Here is a 13,352-nt window from a genome sequence, read left to right as displayed (position 1 = left end):
TTACTTGGAAGCCTTGTATTCTATGGCAGACGCGAACTGCTGCAACGTAGCCGGCGGCACTTCGCCGAGCACGGTGATCCAGTAGTCGCCGCGACGCTTCACGAGGACGTGCGTCGCACCGGTGCTGCCCGCGCCTTCCTTGCGCGTATTCTTTTCGGCCGGCTCGATGAAAACGGAGATCGTCGCGAGACCGTCGGTGAAGACGGCCTGATCGACCGGAATCGGCGGATCGCCCGCATCGCGCGCAGCCATCGGCCGGCGCACTTCGCGGATCTTCTGGAAACCGGCGACGCTCGGCGCGAGCTGCCAGCCAGCCGCCTCCATGTCGACCGTCGCGACCGGCGGACGCACGACGGTCCAGCCGCTCAGGTTGCGCATGCCGGCCGCGATCGCGGCCTTGTCACCGCTCGCACCGCCCGTCTGCAGTTGCGAGAACGCAATCTGTTCGAGCACGTGATCGTTCGCATCGAGCGTCTGCGAACGCAGCAGCAGCCCCGTGCGCGCGTCGGCCCAAAGCTTGTACGTGAAACGGTAGGCATCCTTCGGCACGAGCTCGACGACCTGCGCGTCGATCCCGGCCACGCGATCCTTGCCGAGCGACTTCGCGTCGTAGACGGACATCACGTGTTCGCCGCTCGCGCCGAGCAGCGCGGGGAACGAGTCGCGCGCCTGACGGCGCTCGACCACGCACAGCTTGCGCTCGGGCACGAACGTGTACAGCTCGTCGTTATGCCGCAGCAGCTTGCGCGGCTTGCCATCGAGCGTCTCGATCCGCTCGAACTCGCCGTCGCGGGACGCGACGTGCGCGATGCGCGACGACTGCACATACCCGCCTCGCTGGTAGACGAACGTGCCCTCGTAGCTCTGCTGCTGCGCCGCCTGCTGGACGCGGTCGAGCCAGTCCGCGGCGCCCTTGCGGGTCGCGACGGGATCGTCCGGTTGCTGGGCGCTGGCAGGAAGGGATTGAACGGACAACAGGGCGGCTGCACAAAGCAGGAGGGCCGGCAGCCGCTTCCATCCGGAGATGGCGTGATTCAACTGCAATGTCCGCATCGGGTTTATTGGCCTGGCGTGGTGGTCACGGCAGCGCGGATCAGCGGCATCGAACCCGTGACGACGGGCTGCTGTGCGAATTGCTGGTGCGCTTCAAGGTATTGGTCGAGACTGGCGTCGCGAATGATGTTGACGTCCTGCAGCCCCGGCTGGGCCGACGCCTGCGCGACCGTCACGCGCTGCAGGTTGCCGCTTTGCGGCGCACCGACCGACGCGACCTGGACGGCGCCCGGCGTGCCGGCCGTCTGTAGTTGCGGAACGACGATCCACGTCAGCGTGGCCGCCGCGGCGGCCACCGCGAACGCGGGCACGACGCGCCGGCGCAGCGACAGCAGCTTGCGCGCGGCCGGCGCTGCCGCCAGCGCGAGCAGGTGCGGCTCGCTCTCGAGCGCGGCCGACATGCGCGCGGTGAACGCGACGCTCAGCGCGGGCGACAACGCGAGCTCGTCCGAGCGCAGCGCATCGCCGATCAGGTGGTAATGGGCCCACGCAGCGCGATCCGCGCGGTCGAGCTCAGCCAGAAACTGCCCGTGATCCGGGCCATCAAACATTTCGCCGTCGACCAGCGCGGAAAGGCGCTCGCCGCGCGAGCACGCGTGCGACTGCGTATTGACCGAACCCATGATGCTCCCCATCTTGCACACCCCGTCGTGACTTCACGACTCTATCCGTAACTAGACCCCGACCCGCGTCGCTCCGCCTATTGCGCTTACCAGCGCTTGCCTTCGGGCGTATCGAGCAGCGGACGCAATTTGGCAGCGATTGCCTCGCGAGCACGGAAGATCCGCGACCGGACCGTCCCGATCGGACAGCCCATCATTTCCGCGATCTCTTCGTAGCTCAGGCCCTCGATCTCGCGCAGCGTAATCGCCTGGCGCAGTTCCTCGGGCAAGGCGGCCATTGCTGCGTTGACCGTCTCGGCAATCTGCTTGCTCATCAACATCGACTCAGGCGTGTTGATATCCCTTAGTTGGTCTGCGTCGGAGAAAGTTTCCGCTTCCTCCGCATCTGCCTCGGTCGAGGTCGGTGCACGGCGACCCTGCGTCGCAAGGTAGTTCTTCGCCGTATTGACGGCAATCCGGTACAACCACGTGTAGAACGCGGACTCGCCGCGAAATTGCGGCAGCGCACGATACGCCTTGATGAACGCGTCCTGGGCTACATCCTCGACCTCGGCGGGATCCCGCACGAGGCGCGAGATCAGCCGAATGATCTTGCGGTGGTATTTGGAGACCAGGAGTTCGAACGCTGCCTTGTCGCCCTTCTGTACGCGCTCGACCAGAACCTGATCAATTTCTTTTTCACTCACCTGACAAATCCATTAACTAGGGATGCAACGCGGAGCGCTATTGTAGCGTTCCCGCGCCGGCCGCTGGTTACGGTCGGTAACCGCGCCGCCGTCATGCCCGCCCCGCCGCGCCCGCGGTTCTCGCCAGCACGGACAGCGCGCTGAACGACGCGGCGTCGAGCGCATCGGCCGGAATCAGCAGCGGCCTGGCCCGCCGGGCGCCTTGCCCGACCGACAGCACGAGCAGCAGGCTGCTCCAGTGCGCATGGCCCATCACACGGCCGCGGGCCAGCAGCCGCCCGGTGCGGCCAAACGCCGCAACTTCCCCGAACGCGTCGATCTGCAACTCGGCCGGCAGCCGGCGGGCGCAGGCCCGCGCGGCGCACACGGCCAGCAGCGCGGCCGTCACGGCCGACACGCATGCGCCGGCGGCTGCGCCCGCGCGCGGCGCCCAGAACAGGTACGCCGACGCGGCAGCCGACGCGACGAACGCGGCCAGCACGACATACGACACGGCCGAGGCCCGCAACGCAAAGCGCTGCGGACGCCCGGCCGGAGCATCGAATGGACTCGTCAAGCGATTTCAGCGTCAGACGCGCTTGAACACCAGCGTGCCGTTGGTACCGCCGAAGCCGAAGTTGTTCTTCACGGCTACGTCGATCTTCATGTCCCGCGCGGTGTTCGCGCAGTAATCGAGATCGCACTCGGGGTCCTGGTTGAAGATGTTGATGGTCGGCGGCGACACGTTGTTGTGCAGCGCCAGCACCGTGAACACCGACTCGAGGCCGCCCGCGCCGCCCAGCAGGTGGCCCGTCATCGACTTCGTCGAGTTCACGACGAGCTTGTACGCGTGCTCGCCGAAGGCCGCCTTCACCGCGTCGGACTCGTTCTTGTCGCCCAGCGGCGTCGACGTGCCGTGCGCGTTCAGGTACTGGACCTCGTCCGCGTTCACGCCGGCATCGCGCAGCGCCGCGACCATGCAGCGGCGCGGGCCGTCCATGTTCGGCGCGGTCATGTGGTACGCGTCGCCGGTCATGCCGAAGCCCGAGACTTCCGCGTAGATCTTCGCACCACGCGCCTTCGCCGCCTCGTACTCTTCCAGCACCATCACGCCTGCGCCCTCGCCCAGCACGAAGCCGTCGCGATCCTTGTCCCACGGACGGGACGCGGTCGCCGGATCATCGTTTCGGGTCGACAGCGCGCGCGCGGCCGCGAAACCGCCGATACCGAGCGGCGATACCGTCGATTCGGCACCGCCCGCGACCATCACGTCCGCGTCGCCGGCCTGGATCAGGCGTGCCGCGAGGCCGATGCTGTGCAGGCCGGTCGTGCAGGCCGTCACGGCCGCGAGGTTCGGGCCCTTCAGGCCGAACATGATGCTCAGGTGACCCGAGATCATGTTGATGATCGAACCCGGCACGAAGAACGGCGAAATCCGGCGCGCGCCGCGATCGACGTAGGTCTGGTGCGTATCTTCGATCATCGGCAGGCCGCCGATGCCGGAACCGACCAGCACGCCGATGCGTTCCGCATTGGCTTCGGTCACTTCCAGCCCGCTGTCCTTGACGGCCTGGACGCCGGCGGCGATGCCGTAATGGATGAACGTATCCATGTTGCGGGCTTCCTTCGCCGGGATGTATTCCTCGGCGCTGAAACCCTTCACCTCGCCCGCGAAATGCACGGCGAGGTTCGACGGATCGAACTTCGTGACGGTGGCGATACCGGACTTGCCGGCGACGAGATTGGCCCAGCCGTCGGCAACATTATTGCCAACAGGCGAAATCAGCCCCAGGCCTGTAACGACAACACGACGGCGGCTCACGGTAACCTCTTTTCCATTATTGGATGACAAAAACAAAAGCCACAGTGGCCACAGGAACCAGCCCTGCGAGCCCTGTGGCTGTTAGTCCGTCCGGCGCGAAGCCGGCAGAATGGCGCGTCAATCGCGAAGATCGCGGCGACGTGGCGGACAAGCGCGAAAGGCGCTTACGCCTTGACGTTTGCGCGAGCGTAGTCGATCGCTTGCTGAACGGTCGTGATCTTCTCTGCTTCTTCGTCCGGGATTTCCATGCCGAACTCGTCTTCGAGAGCCATCACCAGTTCGACCGTGTCGAGCGAGTCGGCACCCAGATCGTTCACGAACGAAGCTTCGTTCTTGATCTCGGCTTCCGCGACGCCCAGTTGTTCAGCGACGATCTTCTTGACACGTTGTTCGATGTTGTCCATTACCCCTCCGAGGGAAAGTTCAGATTTACAAGTGCGCGCATTTTATCAGGTTTGCTGACGCCAAAACGCGCGTTGGCTTGATGGCCGATCAAGCGCCGATCCGCCTGAAAAACGGGATACGGCGCGGATAGTAAACGAAAATCGTTACGACATGTACATGCCGCCGTTCACGTGCAGCGTCGTGCCGGTGATATAACCGGCCTGCGGCGATGCGAGGAACGCGACGGCATGGGCGATGTCTTCCGGGCTGCCGAGGCGGCCGAGCGGAATCTGGGTCTTGAGCGCGGCCTGCTGTTCTTCCGGCAGCGTCTTCGTCATGTCGGTGTCGATGAAGCCCGGCGCGACGCAGTTCACGGTGATGCCGCGGCTGCCGATTTCGCGCGCAAGCGCACGCGTCATGCCCGCGACGCCGGCCTTCGCGGCCGCGTAGTTGACCTGACCCGGGTTGCCGGCCGAACCGACCACCGACGTGATGTTGATGATACGGCCGCCGCGCGCCTTCATCATCGGGCGCAGCACCGCACGCGACAGGCGGAACACCGACTTCATGTTGGTGTCGATCACCGCGTCCCAGTCCTCGTCCTTCATCCGCATCGCGAGCTGGTCCTGCGTGATGCCCGCGTTGTTGACGAGCACGTTCAGCGTACCGAATTCCTTCACGGTCGCATCGATCAGTGCCTCGGCGGCCGCCGCGTCGTTGACGTTCAGCACCGCGCCGCGGCCCGTGACGCCCGCTTCCGCGAACGCCGCGGTGATCGCGGCAGCGCCCGATTCGCTCGTCGCGGTGCCGATCACCGTCGCGCCCAGACGCGCGAGTTCGAGCGCGATCGAGCGGCCGATACCGCGCGACGCGCCGGTCACGATCGCAACCTGTTTATCGAGAGTCTTTTCCATGAATCGAATATCCGTCTCTTGAGAAAAGGCGCCGCGTCAGGCGGTCACCAGCTTGAGCGCTTCGTCGAGCGACGCCGGATCGAAAACCGACGCACCCGTCAGGTTGCCGTCGATGCGCTTCGTCAGGCCGGCGAGCACCTTGCCCGGACCGCATTCGATCACGTGCGTGACGCCCGTGCCGGCAATGTGCTGCACGCACTCAACCCAGCGCACCGGGCCCGCGGCCTGGCGCACCAGCGCGTCCTTGATCGCGGCCGGATCGCTGACCACGGCGACGTCGATGTTGTTGACGACCGGAATCTGCGGTGCCTTCACGTCGACGTTCACGAGATAGTCGCGCAACTGGTCCGATGCCGGCTTGAGCAGCGACGAATGAAACGGTGCCGAAACGGGCAGCGGCAACGCGCGCTTCGCGCCCTTCGCCTTCGCGATCTCGCACGCCTTCTCGACGGCGGCCTTGTTGCCTGCAATCACGACCTGCGCAGGCGCATTGAAGTTCACCGCTTCGACGACGCCCGCTTCCGCGGCTTCGGCGCACACTGCGCGCACCGTGTCGTCGTCGAGGCCCAGGATCGCGGCCATGCCGCCCTGGCCGACCGGCACGGCCGTCTGCATCGCCTGCGCGCGGAAGCGCACGAGCGGCACTGCGTCCTTGAACGCGAGCGCGCCCGCCGCGACGAGCGCCGTGTACTCACCGAGGCTGTGGCCGGCGACGATCGACGGCGCCGGGCCGCCCGCCTGCTGCCACGCGCGATAGCACGCGTACGCGGCGGTCAGCATCACGGGCTGCGTGTTGGTGGTCAGATTCAGCTCTTCGGCCGGGCCTTCGGCGATCAGCTTGCCGAGATCCTGATTGAGTGCATCGGAGGCCTCCTGGAGCGTCTCGCGCACGATGGCCAGATCGGCGAATGCGTTGAGCATACCGACCGCCTGCGAGCCCTGCCCCGGAAAAACGAATGCAAATTTCATATCGTCCCCAATTGAATCGATTCGGACGGCGCGCACGAACGGCGCGCCGATGGGATCCGCGCGCAGCAGTCGCGCGCCGCGGATCAGAAGCGGAAGACCGACGCGCCCCAGGTAAAGCCGCCGCCCACGCCTTCGATCAGCACGTGCTGGCCACGCTGGATGCGGCCGTCGCGCACCGCGGTGTCGAGCGCCAGCGGGATCGACGCGGCCGACGTGTTGCCGTGCTGGTCGACCGTCACGACCATGCGCTCCTGCGGCAGGCCGAGCTTGCGGCAGGTGCTGGTCATGATGCGGATGTTGGCCTGGTGCGGAATCAGCCAGTCGATTTGTTCGGGCGCGAGATTCGCCTTTGCAAGCGCCTCGATCGCAACCTTCTCGAGCACGTTGACCGCGAGCTTGAACACGGCCTGCCCATCCATGTACAGGAATGCACTGCCCTCGATCACGCCGCGATTCACGTTGCCCGGCGTGCAAAGGATGTGCGAATAGCTGCCGTCCGCGTGCAGCGCGCTGCCGAGTATGCCCGGCTCTTCCGACGCGGAAAGGATCACCGCGCCCGCGCCGTCGCCGAACAGCACGCAGGTCGTACGGTCCTTGAAGTCGAGAATGCGCGAGAACGTCTCCGCGCCGACCACGAGCGCCGTGCGGTGCTGGCCGCTGCGGATGAAGCTGTCGGCCGTCGCCATCGCGTACGCAAAGCCCGAACACACGGCCTGCACGTCGAATGCCGCGCCGCCGTTCTTGATCCCGAGCTTGTTCTGCAGCAGGCACGCGGTGCTCGGGAACACGAAATCGGGGGTCGAAGTCGCGACGATGATCAGGTCGATCGACTGTGGATCGATACCTGCCGCCTCGATCGCACGTCGCGACGCCTCGAGCGCGAGGTCGCTCGTCGTGACGTCCGGTGCGGCGAAATGGCGCGCATGGATACCCGTGCGCGCAACGATCCATTCATCGCTCGTCTCGATGCCTTCCTTCGCGAGACGATCGGTCAACTGCTGGTTCGTGACGCGGTCGGGCGGCAGATAGCTGCCCGTGCCGAGCACGCGGGAATAGAGGGTCGATTGGGCCATTTAAGCTTTAGAGGATTGCGCAGCGGAAGGTTCGGCGTGATGGCCTGCGGCCGGGCTTGCATGGCCCGCGCCGCCCGCGTCGTGTTCGCCGTCGCCGAGCGACGCCGAATTGTCCGCCATCGCGCGCGTGAGGCGCTCCAGCACGCCGTTTTTGACGGCATCATACCCGCGTTTGATCGCCCACTCAAACGCGTAGGCATCGGCCGAACCGTGGCTCTTGATCACGAGGCTCTTCAGCCCCAGCAGCGCCGCGCCGTTGTACTGGCGGTGGTCGACGCGCTTCTTGAAACGCATCAGGACAGGCAGCGCGAGCAGCGCCATCAACCTCGACATCAGCGAACGGCCGAACTCCTCGCGGATGATGTTGGACAGCATCTGCGCGAGCCCCTCGGACGTCTTCAGCGCGACGTTGCCGACGAAGCCGTCGCACACGATCACGTCGACGGTGCCCTTGTAGATGTCGTTGCCTTCCACGTTGCCGCGGAAATTCAGCGTGCTGGCGCGCAGCAGTTCGCCTGCGCGCTTGATCGTGTCGTTGCCCTTGATGACTTCTTCGCCGATGTTCAGCAGGCCGATCGTCGGCCGCTCCTTGCCTTCGAGCGCGGCCACCAGCGCGTGCCCCATCTCCGCGAACTGCAGCAGATGCTGCGGCTCGCAGTCGACGTTCGCGCCGAGGTCCAGCATCATCGTGTAGCCGGTCGGGTTCGGCAGCGCGGACGCGATCGCGGGCCGCTCGATGCCGGGCAGCGTCTTGAGTACGTAACGGGAGACGGCCATCAGCGCGCCGGTATTGCCGGCGGAGATGCAGGCCTGTGCGGCGCCTTCCTTGACGTGGTTGAGCGCGACGCGCATCGAAGAATCTTTCTTCTTGCGCAGCGCCACCTCGACAGGGTCGTCCATCGCCACGACTTCAGTGGCGGGCACGATGGTCAGCGCGGGATCGTCGAGGGCTTTCAGCTTCTTGAGCTGAGCGCGAATCGCGCCTTCGATGCCGACGAGCATCAGGTGCGCATCGGGATGCGCGCGGACGAACTTGACTGCCGCGGGAACGGTCACGGACGGGCCGTGGTCGCCTCCCATGCAATCGATTGTGAGCTTTACGGTCATGGAATGCGACGAATTTCAGGCACAAAAAAGCGGCAGTTGAATGCCGCCTTTTTGTTGCGCCAGGAAAGTGTCAAGCGAACCAGTTGTCACGCGAACGGCGAACGTAGCGCGCAACGCGTGACTTGACGCTTAGTCGTTCTTCGTCTTGACGACTTTCTTGCCGCGATAGTAGCCGTTCGGGCTGACGTGGTGACGCAGGTGCACTTCACCCGTGCTCGGCTCGACTGCCAGCGGCGTTGCCGTCAGGAAATCGTGCGAACGATGCATGCCGCGCTTCGACGGCGACTTCTTGTTTTGCTGGACTGCCATGACTAACTCCTAAATAATTTTCCGGATTCTAACACAGCCCGATCCGGCGCTTAACTACCCTGGCCCAAAGCCCTTACGCCTTCCCGCGCCACAACTGCTTAGTGTTTCTTGGTGCCGTCACCGCCCTTCTTCAGCGCTTGCAGCGCTGCAAACGGATTCGGCCGTTTGCCTTCGTCCTCGGCTTCGCCGGACTCTTCGCCCGCCGCTTCCTCAGGACCGCTCGCACCCGACACGAGGCTTTCGTGAACTGCCGGGCAAACCTCGTGCTTGGGCACGAGCGGCAACGAAAGCAGCAACTCCTCTTCGATCAAGTCGACGAGATCGAACTGGCGCGAGCCCACGATCACATCGGCTTCATCGTCGTCGAGCGGAAATTCTTCAGCTTCTTCTTCGGTCGCGACGACGCGGTACACCATGTCGACACCGAACGCCTGGTCGTACGGGGTCATGCAGCGCTGGCACGTGAGCCATGCCTGGCCATGCACCGCGAGGCGCAGGTACGGCTGCTGCCCATCGGCGCCGTCGTCCTGCAATTCCTTCTGCGTGAACCCTTCCGCCTGCCACGTGAAGACCGTGTCGCGATCTGGCGCGTCCATCGGCACTTCGTTTAACATGCGCGGCAGTTGCGAGAGGCGCACCGCCCCTGCTGCCTGCCGCCCGCTGCGGGCGAATTCGAACAGGTCGACCGCGTGCGGATCAAGCGGCGCCGCAGGTTTGCCAGAAGAAGTGTTCATGTGCGCTCCTGCCTACAGGCTGACTTGCGGATCCGGCTTGGCGCCGCTCACTCACGTACGGGACGTACTTTACTTCCGAAGACCCGGCAGGCGCCACCACGGAAGCCTGCCGACGAAAAGCGGGAAAGCATACCTGTTTTACCTTTTGCGGTCAATCACTTAAGCTTGCGTCCGCGCAACGCCGCGCAACACCTGACGACTCACCGATCCAACCGACCATGCCGGATACCGTTTGCCGCCCGCCGCGGCTGATTCTTGCCTCCAGTTCCCGCTACCGCCGCGCGCTCCTCGAGCGCCTCGGCGTGCCGTTCGACGTCGTGTCGCCCGACCTCGACGAAACGCCGCTCGACGGCGAAACCCCGGCCGCGACCGCCCTGCGCCTCGCCGCCGCGAAAGCGCGCGCCGTCGCCGCGACGATCGACGCGCCGGACGGCGTGCTCGTGATCGGGTCGGACCAGGTCGCGACCTTCGACGGAATCCAGATCGGCAAGCCCGGCACGCATGAGCGCGCACTCGCGCAACTCATGTCGATGCAGGGCCGCGAAGTCGAATTCCACAGCGCACTCTGCCTGTACGACAGCCGCACGGGCGAAGCGCAGGTCGAGGACATCGTCACGCGCGTACGCTTCCGCTCGCTACCCGAGGCCGAACTCGACGCGTACCTGCGCGCGGAAACACCGTACGACGTCGCCGGCAGCGCGAAATCCGAAGGGCTCGGCATCGCGCTGCTCGATGCGATCGACTCCGACGATCCGACCGCGCTCGTCGGCCTGCCGCTGATCGCGCTCACGCAGATGCTGCGCGCTGCCGAATATCCGCTGTTTGCAACCACCCGCGGAGACCGCGCATGACGGCCGGTACGCTCTATCTCGTCCCGAACACGCTCGGCGAAGGCGACGAATCGATGCTCGCCGCCGTGCTGCCCGCGGCCGTGCAGGCACGGGCCGGCACGCTCGGCTATTACATCGGCGAGAACGCGAAGACGACGCGCGCCTTTCTGAAGAAGATCGGCACGACGCGTCCGATCCAGGAAATCGAGATCCGCGAGTTGAACGTCAATACGCCAGCCGGAGAAATCGACCGGCTGCTCGCACCCGTGCTGGCCGGCGCGGATGCCGGCCTCGTGTCCGAGGCCGGCTGCCCGGCCGTCGCCGATCCCGGCGCATTGCTGGTACGCCGCGCGCACGAGCGCGGCGTGAAGGTCGTGCCGCTCGTCGGACCGAGTTCGATCCTGCTCGCGCTGATGGCGTCGGGCCTGAACGGGCAGAGCTTCGCGTTCAACGGCTACCTGCCGGTCGATGCGGCCGCGCGCGCGAAACGCCTGCGCGAACTCGAGCAGTTGTCGCGCAAGGCGCGCCAGACGCAGATCTTCATCGAGACGCCGTACCGGAATCACGCGATGCTCGACACGCTGATTGCGACCTGCGCGCCGTCGACGCAGATCTGTGTCGCAGCCGACCTGACCCTCGCGACCGAGACGATCGCGAGCCGCACCGTGGCGGACTGGAAAAAGGCGCCTGCGCCGAATCTGCACAAGCGCCCCGCGATCTTCCTGCTGCTCGCGAACTGAAGCCGCGGCCGGTGGGCGGCCAGCGGGCCCTCGCGCCCCGCCGGACGCCCGTCGCCCGCGCCGGTCAGCGCAGGCTGAACGACGCGCCGCCGGCCGTCAGCGCCTTCATCGCGGCGCCGCCGACGGCCGCGCCGAACTTGCGCGCGACACGGTTCGTCAGGCTTTCCTTCACCGTATAGTCGACGAGATCGGGCGCCTTCAGCACGTCGCGCGCGACCGTGTCGGTCGTGCCGTAGCCGTCGGCGAGCCCGAGCTCGATGCTCTTCTCGCCGGTCCAGAACAGGCCGGAGAACATGTCGGGCGTCTCATGCAGCCGCTTGCCGCGGCCCTCCTTCACGGCATTGATGAACTGCGCGTGCACCTGGTCGAGCAGCGCCTGCGCATGCGCGTCCATCTTCGGCGTCTCCGGCGAGAACGGATCGTAGAAACCCTTGTTTTCGCCCGACGTGTGCAGGCGCCGATCGACACCGAGCTTGCCCATCAGCCCGGTGAAGCCGAAACCGTCCATCAGCACGCCGATCGACCCGACGATGCTCGCCTTGTCGACGAAAATCTTGTCGGCCGCGGCCGCGATGTAATAGCCGCCCGATGCGCACATGTCGGTCACGACGACGTACAGCGGCTTGTCCGGGTGCTTTGCGCGAAGCCGCCGGATCTCGTCGTAGACCATGCCGGCCTGCACGGGGCTGCCGCCCGGGCTGTTGATCCGCAGCACGACGCCGGCCGTGCCGTCGTCGTCGAACGCGGCATCGAGCGCCGTGTTGATGTCTTCGGCGTTCGCATTGACGCCGGCCGCGATCTCGCCGTCGATCGTCACGAGCGCCGTATGCCGCCCGCTCGTCGAGAATTTCGAATCGCTCGAAAAATCGATCAGCGCGAACGCGAGCAGCACGAACACGCCAAGGAACGCGAAGCGGAAGAAAATCTTCCAGCGCCGCGCCGCGCGCTGTTCCTTCACGGCCGCAAGCGCGATCCGCTCGAGCGCCGCGCGCTCCCAGTTCGGTTCACGGCTGTCGGGACGGGAGGAGGAATCGGGGGAATTCGGTTGGTCGGCCATGCAGTATTGTCGTCAGTCGTTCGTGGCGGGAGCGGCAGGACGCAGGTCGGCGTCGGGCACCCAGAATACCGCACGCCCGTCGGGCGTGTCGCGTTCGTCGACCTCGACCGGCCGCAGGCGGCCGCCGCGGCACGGCCCGCCGACGCACTTGCCGGTATCCGGCGCGTAGATCGCGCCGTGCGTCGCGCACATCAGGTACAGGCCCGACGACTCGAAAAACTGCCCTTCGGACCAGTCGAGCTCCATCGGCACGTGCGCGCAGCGATTCAGGTAGCCGTAGGCGCGACCGTCGTAGCGCACGAAGAATACGACGGCCTGCTCGCCGCGCAGCGTCGCGTCGACCCGCACGCCGGCGCCGCCGTCGGCCAGCGCGTCCGATGCGCACACGCGCACGGCTTCCTGCGCCGCGCTCATGCGTGCTCCCGCAGCCACGCGGCCAACGCGTCGACGTCCGGCGCGACGAAGCGCGGCGCGAGCGCAGCCAGCGCATCGGCCGTGTGCGCGCCGTATGCGACGCCGACACCCGCCGCTCCGGCGCTCGCGGCCATCTGCAGGTCGTGCGTCGTGTCGCCGATCATCACGGTGCGCGCGAGGTCCTGCCCCAACTCCCGGGACAGCTCGTGCAGCATCGCCGGATGCGGCTTCGAGAACGTCTCGTCCGCACAGCGCGTCGCGTCGAACACACTCGTCAGCTTCGACTGGTCAAGCACGCGATTCAACCCGACCCGACCCTTGCCGGTTGCAACGGCCAGCAGGTAGCCCGTATCGCGCAACTCGGCGAGCAGTTCGCGCACGCCGGCGAACAACTCGATGCGCTGGTCGTCGAGCAGATAGTGATAGCGGTAGCGCTCGGCCAGCCGCGGATAGTCGGATTGATTAAGAGTCGGAGCGGTAATCTGCAGCGCGTCGCGCAGGCCGAGGCCGATCACGTAGCGCGACGCCTCGACGGACGGCGTGGGCAGGCCGAGATCGCGGCATGCGGCCTGGATGCTGTGCACGATATGCGCAGTCGAATCCATCAGCGTGCCGTCCCAGTCGAAGACGATCAGGTCAAATTGCTGTCGAGCCATGC

17 protein-coding genes are annotated in these 13,352 nt (G+C 66.1%); 2 read left to right on the top strand and 15 right to left on the bottom strand.

Going from position 1 to position 13,352, the window contains the following annotated elements; genetic code table 11:
- From OEJ37_RS32935 to OEJ37_RS32880, 12 genes are all read right to left on the bottom strand, one after another.
- A complete protein-coding gene (locus tag OEJ37_RS32935; protein WP_263349176.1) occupies window positions 1–1,053 on the bottom strand; it encodes a MucB/RseB C-terminal domain-containing protein in 1,053 nt (350 codons plus the stop codon).
- Window positions 1,054–1,058: 5 nt separating this feature from the next.
- Entirely contained in the window at window positions 1,059–1,676 is a 618-nt protein-coding gene (locus tag OEJ37_RS32930; RefSeq protein WP_263349175.1) for a sigma-E factor negative regulatory protein, read from the bottom strand.
- Window positions 1,677–1,762: 86 nt separating this feature from the next.
- The gene (gene rpoE, locus OEJ37_RS32925) at window positions 1,763–2,362 is read right to left on the bottom strand and encodes an RNA polymerase sigma factor RpoE (protein WP_034183098.1); all 600 of its coding nucleotides are present in this window, start codon (window positions 2,360–2,362) and stop codon (window positions 1,763–1,765) included.
- Window positions 2,363–2,453: 91 nt separating this feature from the next.
- Complete coding sequence (locus OEJ37_RS32920) at window positions 2,454–2,918, bottom strand: hypothetical protein (RefSeq protein ID WP_263349173.1); 465 nt, start codon at window positions 2,916–2,918, stop codon at window positions 2,454–2,456.
- A 12-nt stretch (window positions 2,919–2,930) separates the two neighbouring features.
- The gene (fabF, locus tag OEJ37_RS32915) at window positions 2,931–4,163 is read right to left on the bottom strand and encodes a beta-ketoacyl-ACP synthase II (RefSeq protein WP_174417696.1); all 1,233 of its coding nucleotides are present in this window, start codon (window positions 4,161–4,163) and stop codon (window positions 2,931–2,933) included.
- Window positions 4,164–4,327: 164 nt separating this feature from the next.
- Window positions 4,328–4,567: an acyl carrier protein gene (acpP, locus tag OEJ37_RS32910; protein ID WP_004197638.1), complete on the bottom strand. Its 240-nt coding sequence runs from the start codon at window positions 4,565–4,567 to the stop codon at window positions 4,328–4,330.
- A 144-nt stretch (window positions 4,568–4,711) separates the two neighbouring features.
- Window positions 4,712–5,461 (bottom strand): 3-oxoacyl-ACP reductase FabG, encoded by a 750-nt coding sequence (gene fabG, locus OEJ37_RS32905; protein WP_174417697.1) that lies wholly within the window; start codon window positions 5,459–5,461, stop codon window positions 4,712–4,714.
- 36 nt (window positions 5,462–5,497) lie between these two features.
- Window positions 5,498–6,430, bottom strand: a complete 933-nt coding sequence (fabD, locus tag OEJ37_RS32900) for an ACP S-malonyltransferase (RefSeq protein ID WP_263349171.1) — start codon at window positions 6,428–6,430, stop codon at window positions 5,498–5,500.
- An 83-nt stretch (window positions 6,431–6,513) separates the two neighbouring features.
- Window positions 6,514–7,503, bottom strand: coding sequence for a beta-ketoacyl-ACP synthase III (locus tag OEJ37_RS32895; protein WP_175918899.1), 990 nt, complete (start codon window positions 7,501–7,503; stop codon window positions 6,514–6,516).
- Complete coding sequence (gene plsX / locus OEJ37_RS32890) at window positions 7,504–8,610, bottom strand: phosphate acyltransferase PlsX (protein WP_152855358.1); 1,107 nt, start codon at window positions 8,608–8,610, stop codon at window positions 7,504–7,506. It abuts the gene before it with no gap.
- A 129-nt stretch (window positions 8,611–8,739) separates the two neighbouring features.
- Complete coding sequence (gene rpmF / locus OEJ37_RS32885) at window positions 8,740–8,919, bottom strand: 50S ribosomal protein L32 (protein WP_006759765.1); 180 nt, start codon at window positions 8,917–8,919, stop codon at window positions 8,740–8,742.
- Between the two features lie 98 nt (window positions 8,920–9,017).
- Window positions 9,018–9,653 (bottom strand): DUF177 domain-containing protein, encoded by a 636-nt coding sequence (locus OEJ37_RS32880; RefSeq protein ID WP_263349167.1) that lies wholly within the window; start codon window positions 9,651–9,653, stop codon window positions 9,018–9,020.
- Between the two features lie 218 nt (window positions 9,654–9,871).
- Between OEJ37_RS32880 and OEJ37_RS32875 the strand changes: the two genes are divergently transcribed.
- The gene (locus OEJ37_RS32875; RefSeq protein ID WP_174417701.1) at window positions 9,872–10,504 is read left to right on the top strand and encodes a Maf-like protein; all 633 of its coding nucleotides are present in this window, start codon (window positions 9,872–9,874) and stop codon (window positions 10,502–10,504) included.
- Window positions 10,501–11,223, top strand: coding sequence for an SAM-dependent methyltransferase (locus OEJ37_RS32870; RefSeq protein ID WP_175918901.1), 723 nt, complete (start codon window positions 10,501–10,503; stop codon window positions 11,221–11,223). The genes OEJ37_RS32875 and OEJ37_RS32870 overlap by 4 nt, the downstream gene beginning before the upstream one ends.
- A gap of 64 nt (window positions 11,224–11,287) precedes the next feature.
- Here the strand turns inward: OEJ37_RS32870 and OEJ37_RS32865 are convergent, their stop codons facing one another.
- The 3 genes from OEJ37_RS32865 to OEJ37_RS32855 are packed head-to-tail and all read right to left on the bottom strand — an operon-like array spanning window position 11,288 to window position 13,350.
- Window positions 11,288–12,280 carry a S49 family peptidase gene (locus OEJ37_RS32865; protein WP_175945663.1) on the bottom strand — a complete coding sequence of 331 codons (993 nt, stop codon included), beginning with the start codon at window positions 12,278–12,280 and terminating at the stop codon, window positions 11,288–11,290.
- A gap of 12 nt (window positions 12,281–12,292) precedes the next feature.
- Window positions 12,293–12,694, bottom strand: coding sequence for a Rieske (2Fe-2S) protein (locus OEJ37_RS32860; RefSeq protein WP_263349165.1), 402 nt, complete (start codon window positions 12,692–12,694; stop codon window positions 12,293–12,295).
- On the bottom strand, window positions 12,691–13,350 hold the full coding sequence (locus OEJ37_RS32855) for an HAD-IA family hydrolase (RefSeq protein WP_174417704.1): 660 nt from the start codon (window positions 13,348–13,350) through the stop codon (window positions 12,691–12,693). Before OEJ37_RS32855 ends, OEJ37_RS32860 begins: the two co-directional genes overlap by 4 nt.
- Window positions 13,351–13,352: the final 2 nt, after the last annotated feature.

Source organism: Burkholderia sp. BKH01 (genome assembly GCF_025685725.1).
Classification (GTDB): domain Bacteria; phylum Pseudomonadota; class Gammaproteobacteria; order Burkholderiales; family Burkholderiaceae; genus Burkholderia; species Burkholderia pyrrocinia_C.
The sequence above is the reverse complement of the archived record's forward strand: the minus strand, read 5'-3'. Positions and strand labels throughout refer to the sequence as shown.

What these genes read in the sequence shown, in the direction of transcription:
- OEJ37_RS32875 (WP_174417701.1), top strand. Translation starts at nt 9,872, where the DNA reads ATGCCGGATACCGTTTGCCGCCCGCCGCGGCTGATTCTTGCCTCCAGT.
- OEJ37_RS32930 (WP_263349175.1), bottom strand. Translation starts at nt 1,676, where the DNA reads ATGGGTTCGGTCAATACGCAGTCGCACGCGTGCTCGCGCGGCGAGCGC.
- OEJ37_RS32870 (WP_175918901.1), top strand. Translation starts at nt 10,501, where the DNA reads ATGACGGCCGGTACGCTCTATCTCGTCCCGAACACGCTCGGCGAAGGC.
- OEJ37_RS32880 (WP_263349167.1), bottom strand. Translation starts at nt 9,653, where the DNA reads ATGAACACTTCTTCTGGCAAACCTGCGGCGCCGCTTGATCCGCACGCG.
- acpP (WP_004197638.1), bottom strand. Translation starts at nt 4,567, where the DNA reads ATGGACAACATCGAACAACGTGTCAAGAAGATCGTCGCTGAACAACTG.
- OEJ37_RS32860 (WP_263349165.1), bottom strand. Translation starts at nt 12,694, where the DNA reads ATGAGCGCGGCGCAGGAAGCCGTGCGCGTGTGCGCATCGGACGCGCTG.
- OEJ37_RS32865 (WP_175945663.1), bottom strand. Translation starts at nt 12,280, where the DNA reads ATGGCCGACCAACCGAATTCCCCCGATTCCTCCTCCCGTCCCGACAGC.
- rpmF (WP_006759765.1), bottom strand. Translation starts at nt 8,919, where the DNA reads ATGGCAGTCCAGCAAAACAAGAAGTCGCCGTCGAAGCGCGGCATGCAT.
- fabG (WP_174417697.1), bottom strand. Translation starts at nt 5,461, where the DNA reads ATGGAAAAGACTCTCGATAAACAGGTTGCGATCGTGACCGGCGCGTCG.
- fabD (WP_263349171.1), bottom strand. Translation starts at nt 6,430, where the DNA reads ATGAAATTTGCATTCGTTTTTCCGGGGCAGGGCTCGCAGGCGGTCGGT.
- OEJ37_RS32895 (WP_175918899.1), bottom strand. Translation starts at nt 7,503, where the DNA reads ATGGCCCAATCGACCCTCTATTCCCGCGTGCTCGGCACGGGCAGCTAT.
- OEJ37_RS32855 (WP_174417704.1), bottom strand. Translation starts at nt 13,350, where the DNA reads ATGGCTCGACAGCAATTTGACCTGATCGTCTTCGACTGGGACGGCACG.
- OEJ37_RS32935 (WP_263349176.1), bottom strand. Translation starts at nt 1,053, where the DNA reads ATGCGGACATTGCAGTTGAATCACGCCATCTCCGGATGGAAGCGGCTG.
- plsX (WP_152855358.1), bottom strand. Translation starts at nt 8,610, where the DNA reads ATGACCGTAAAGCTCACAATCGATTGCATGGGAGGCGACCACGGCCCG.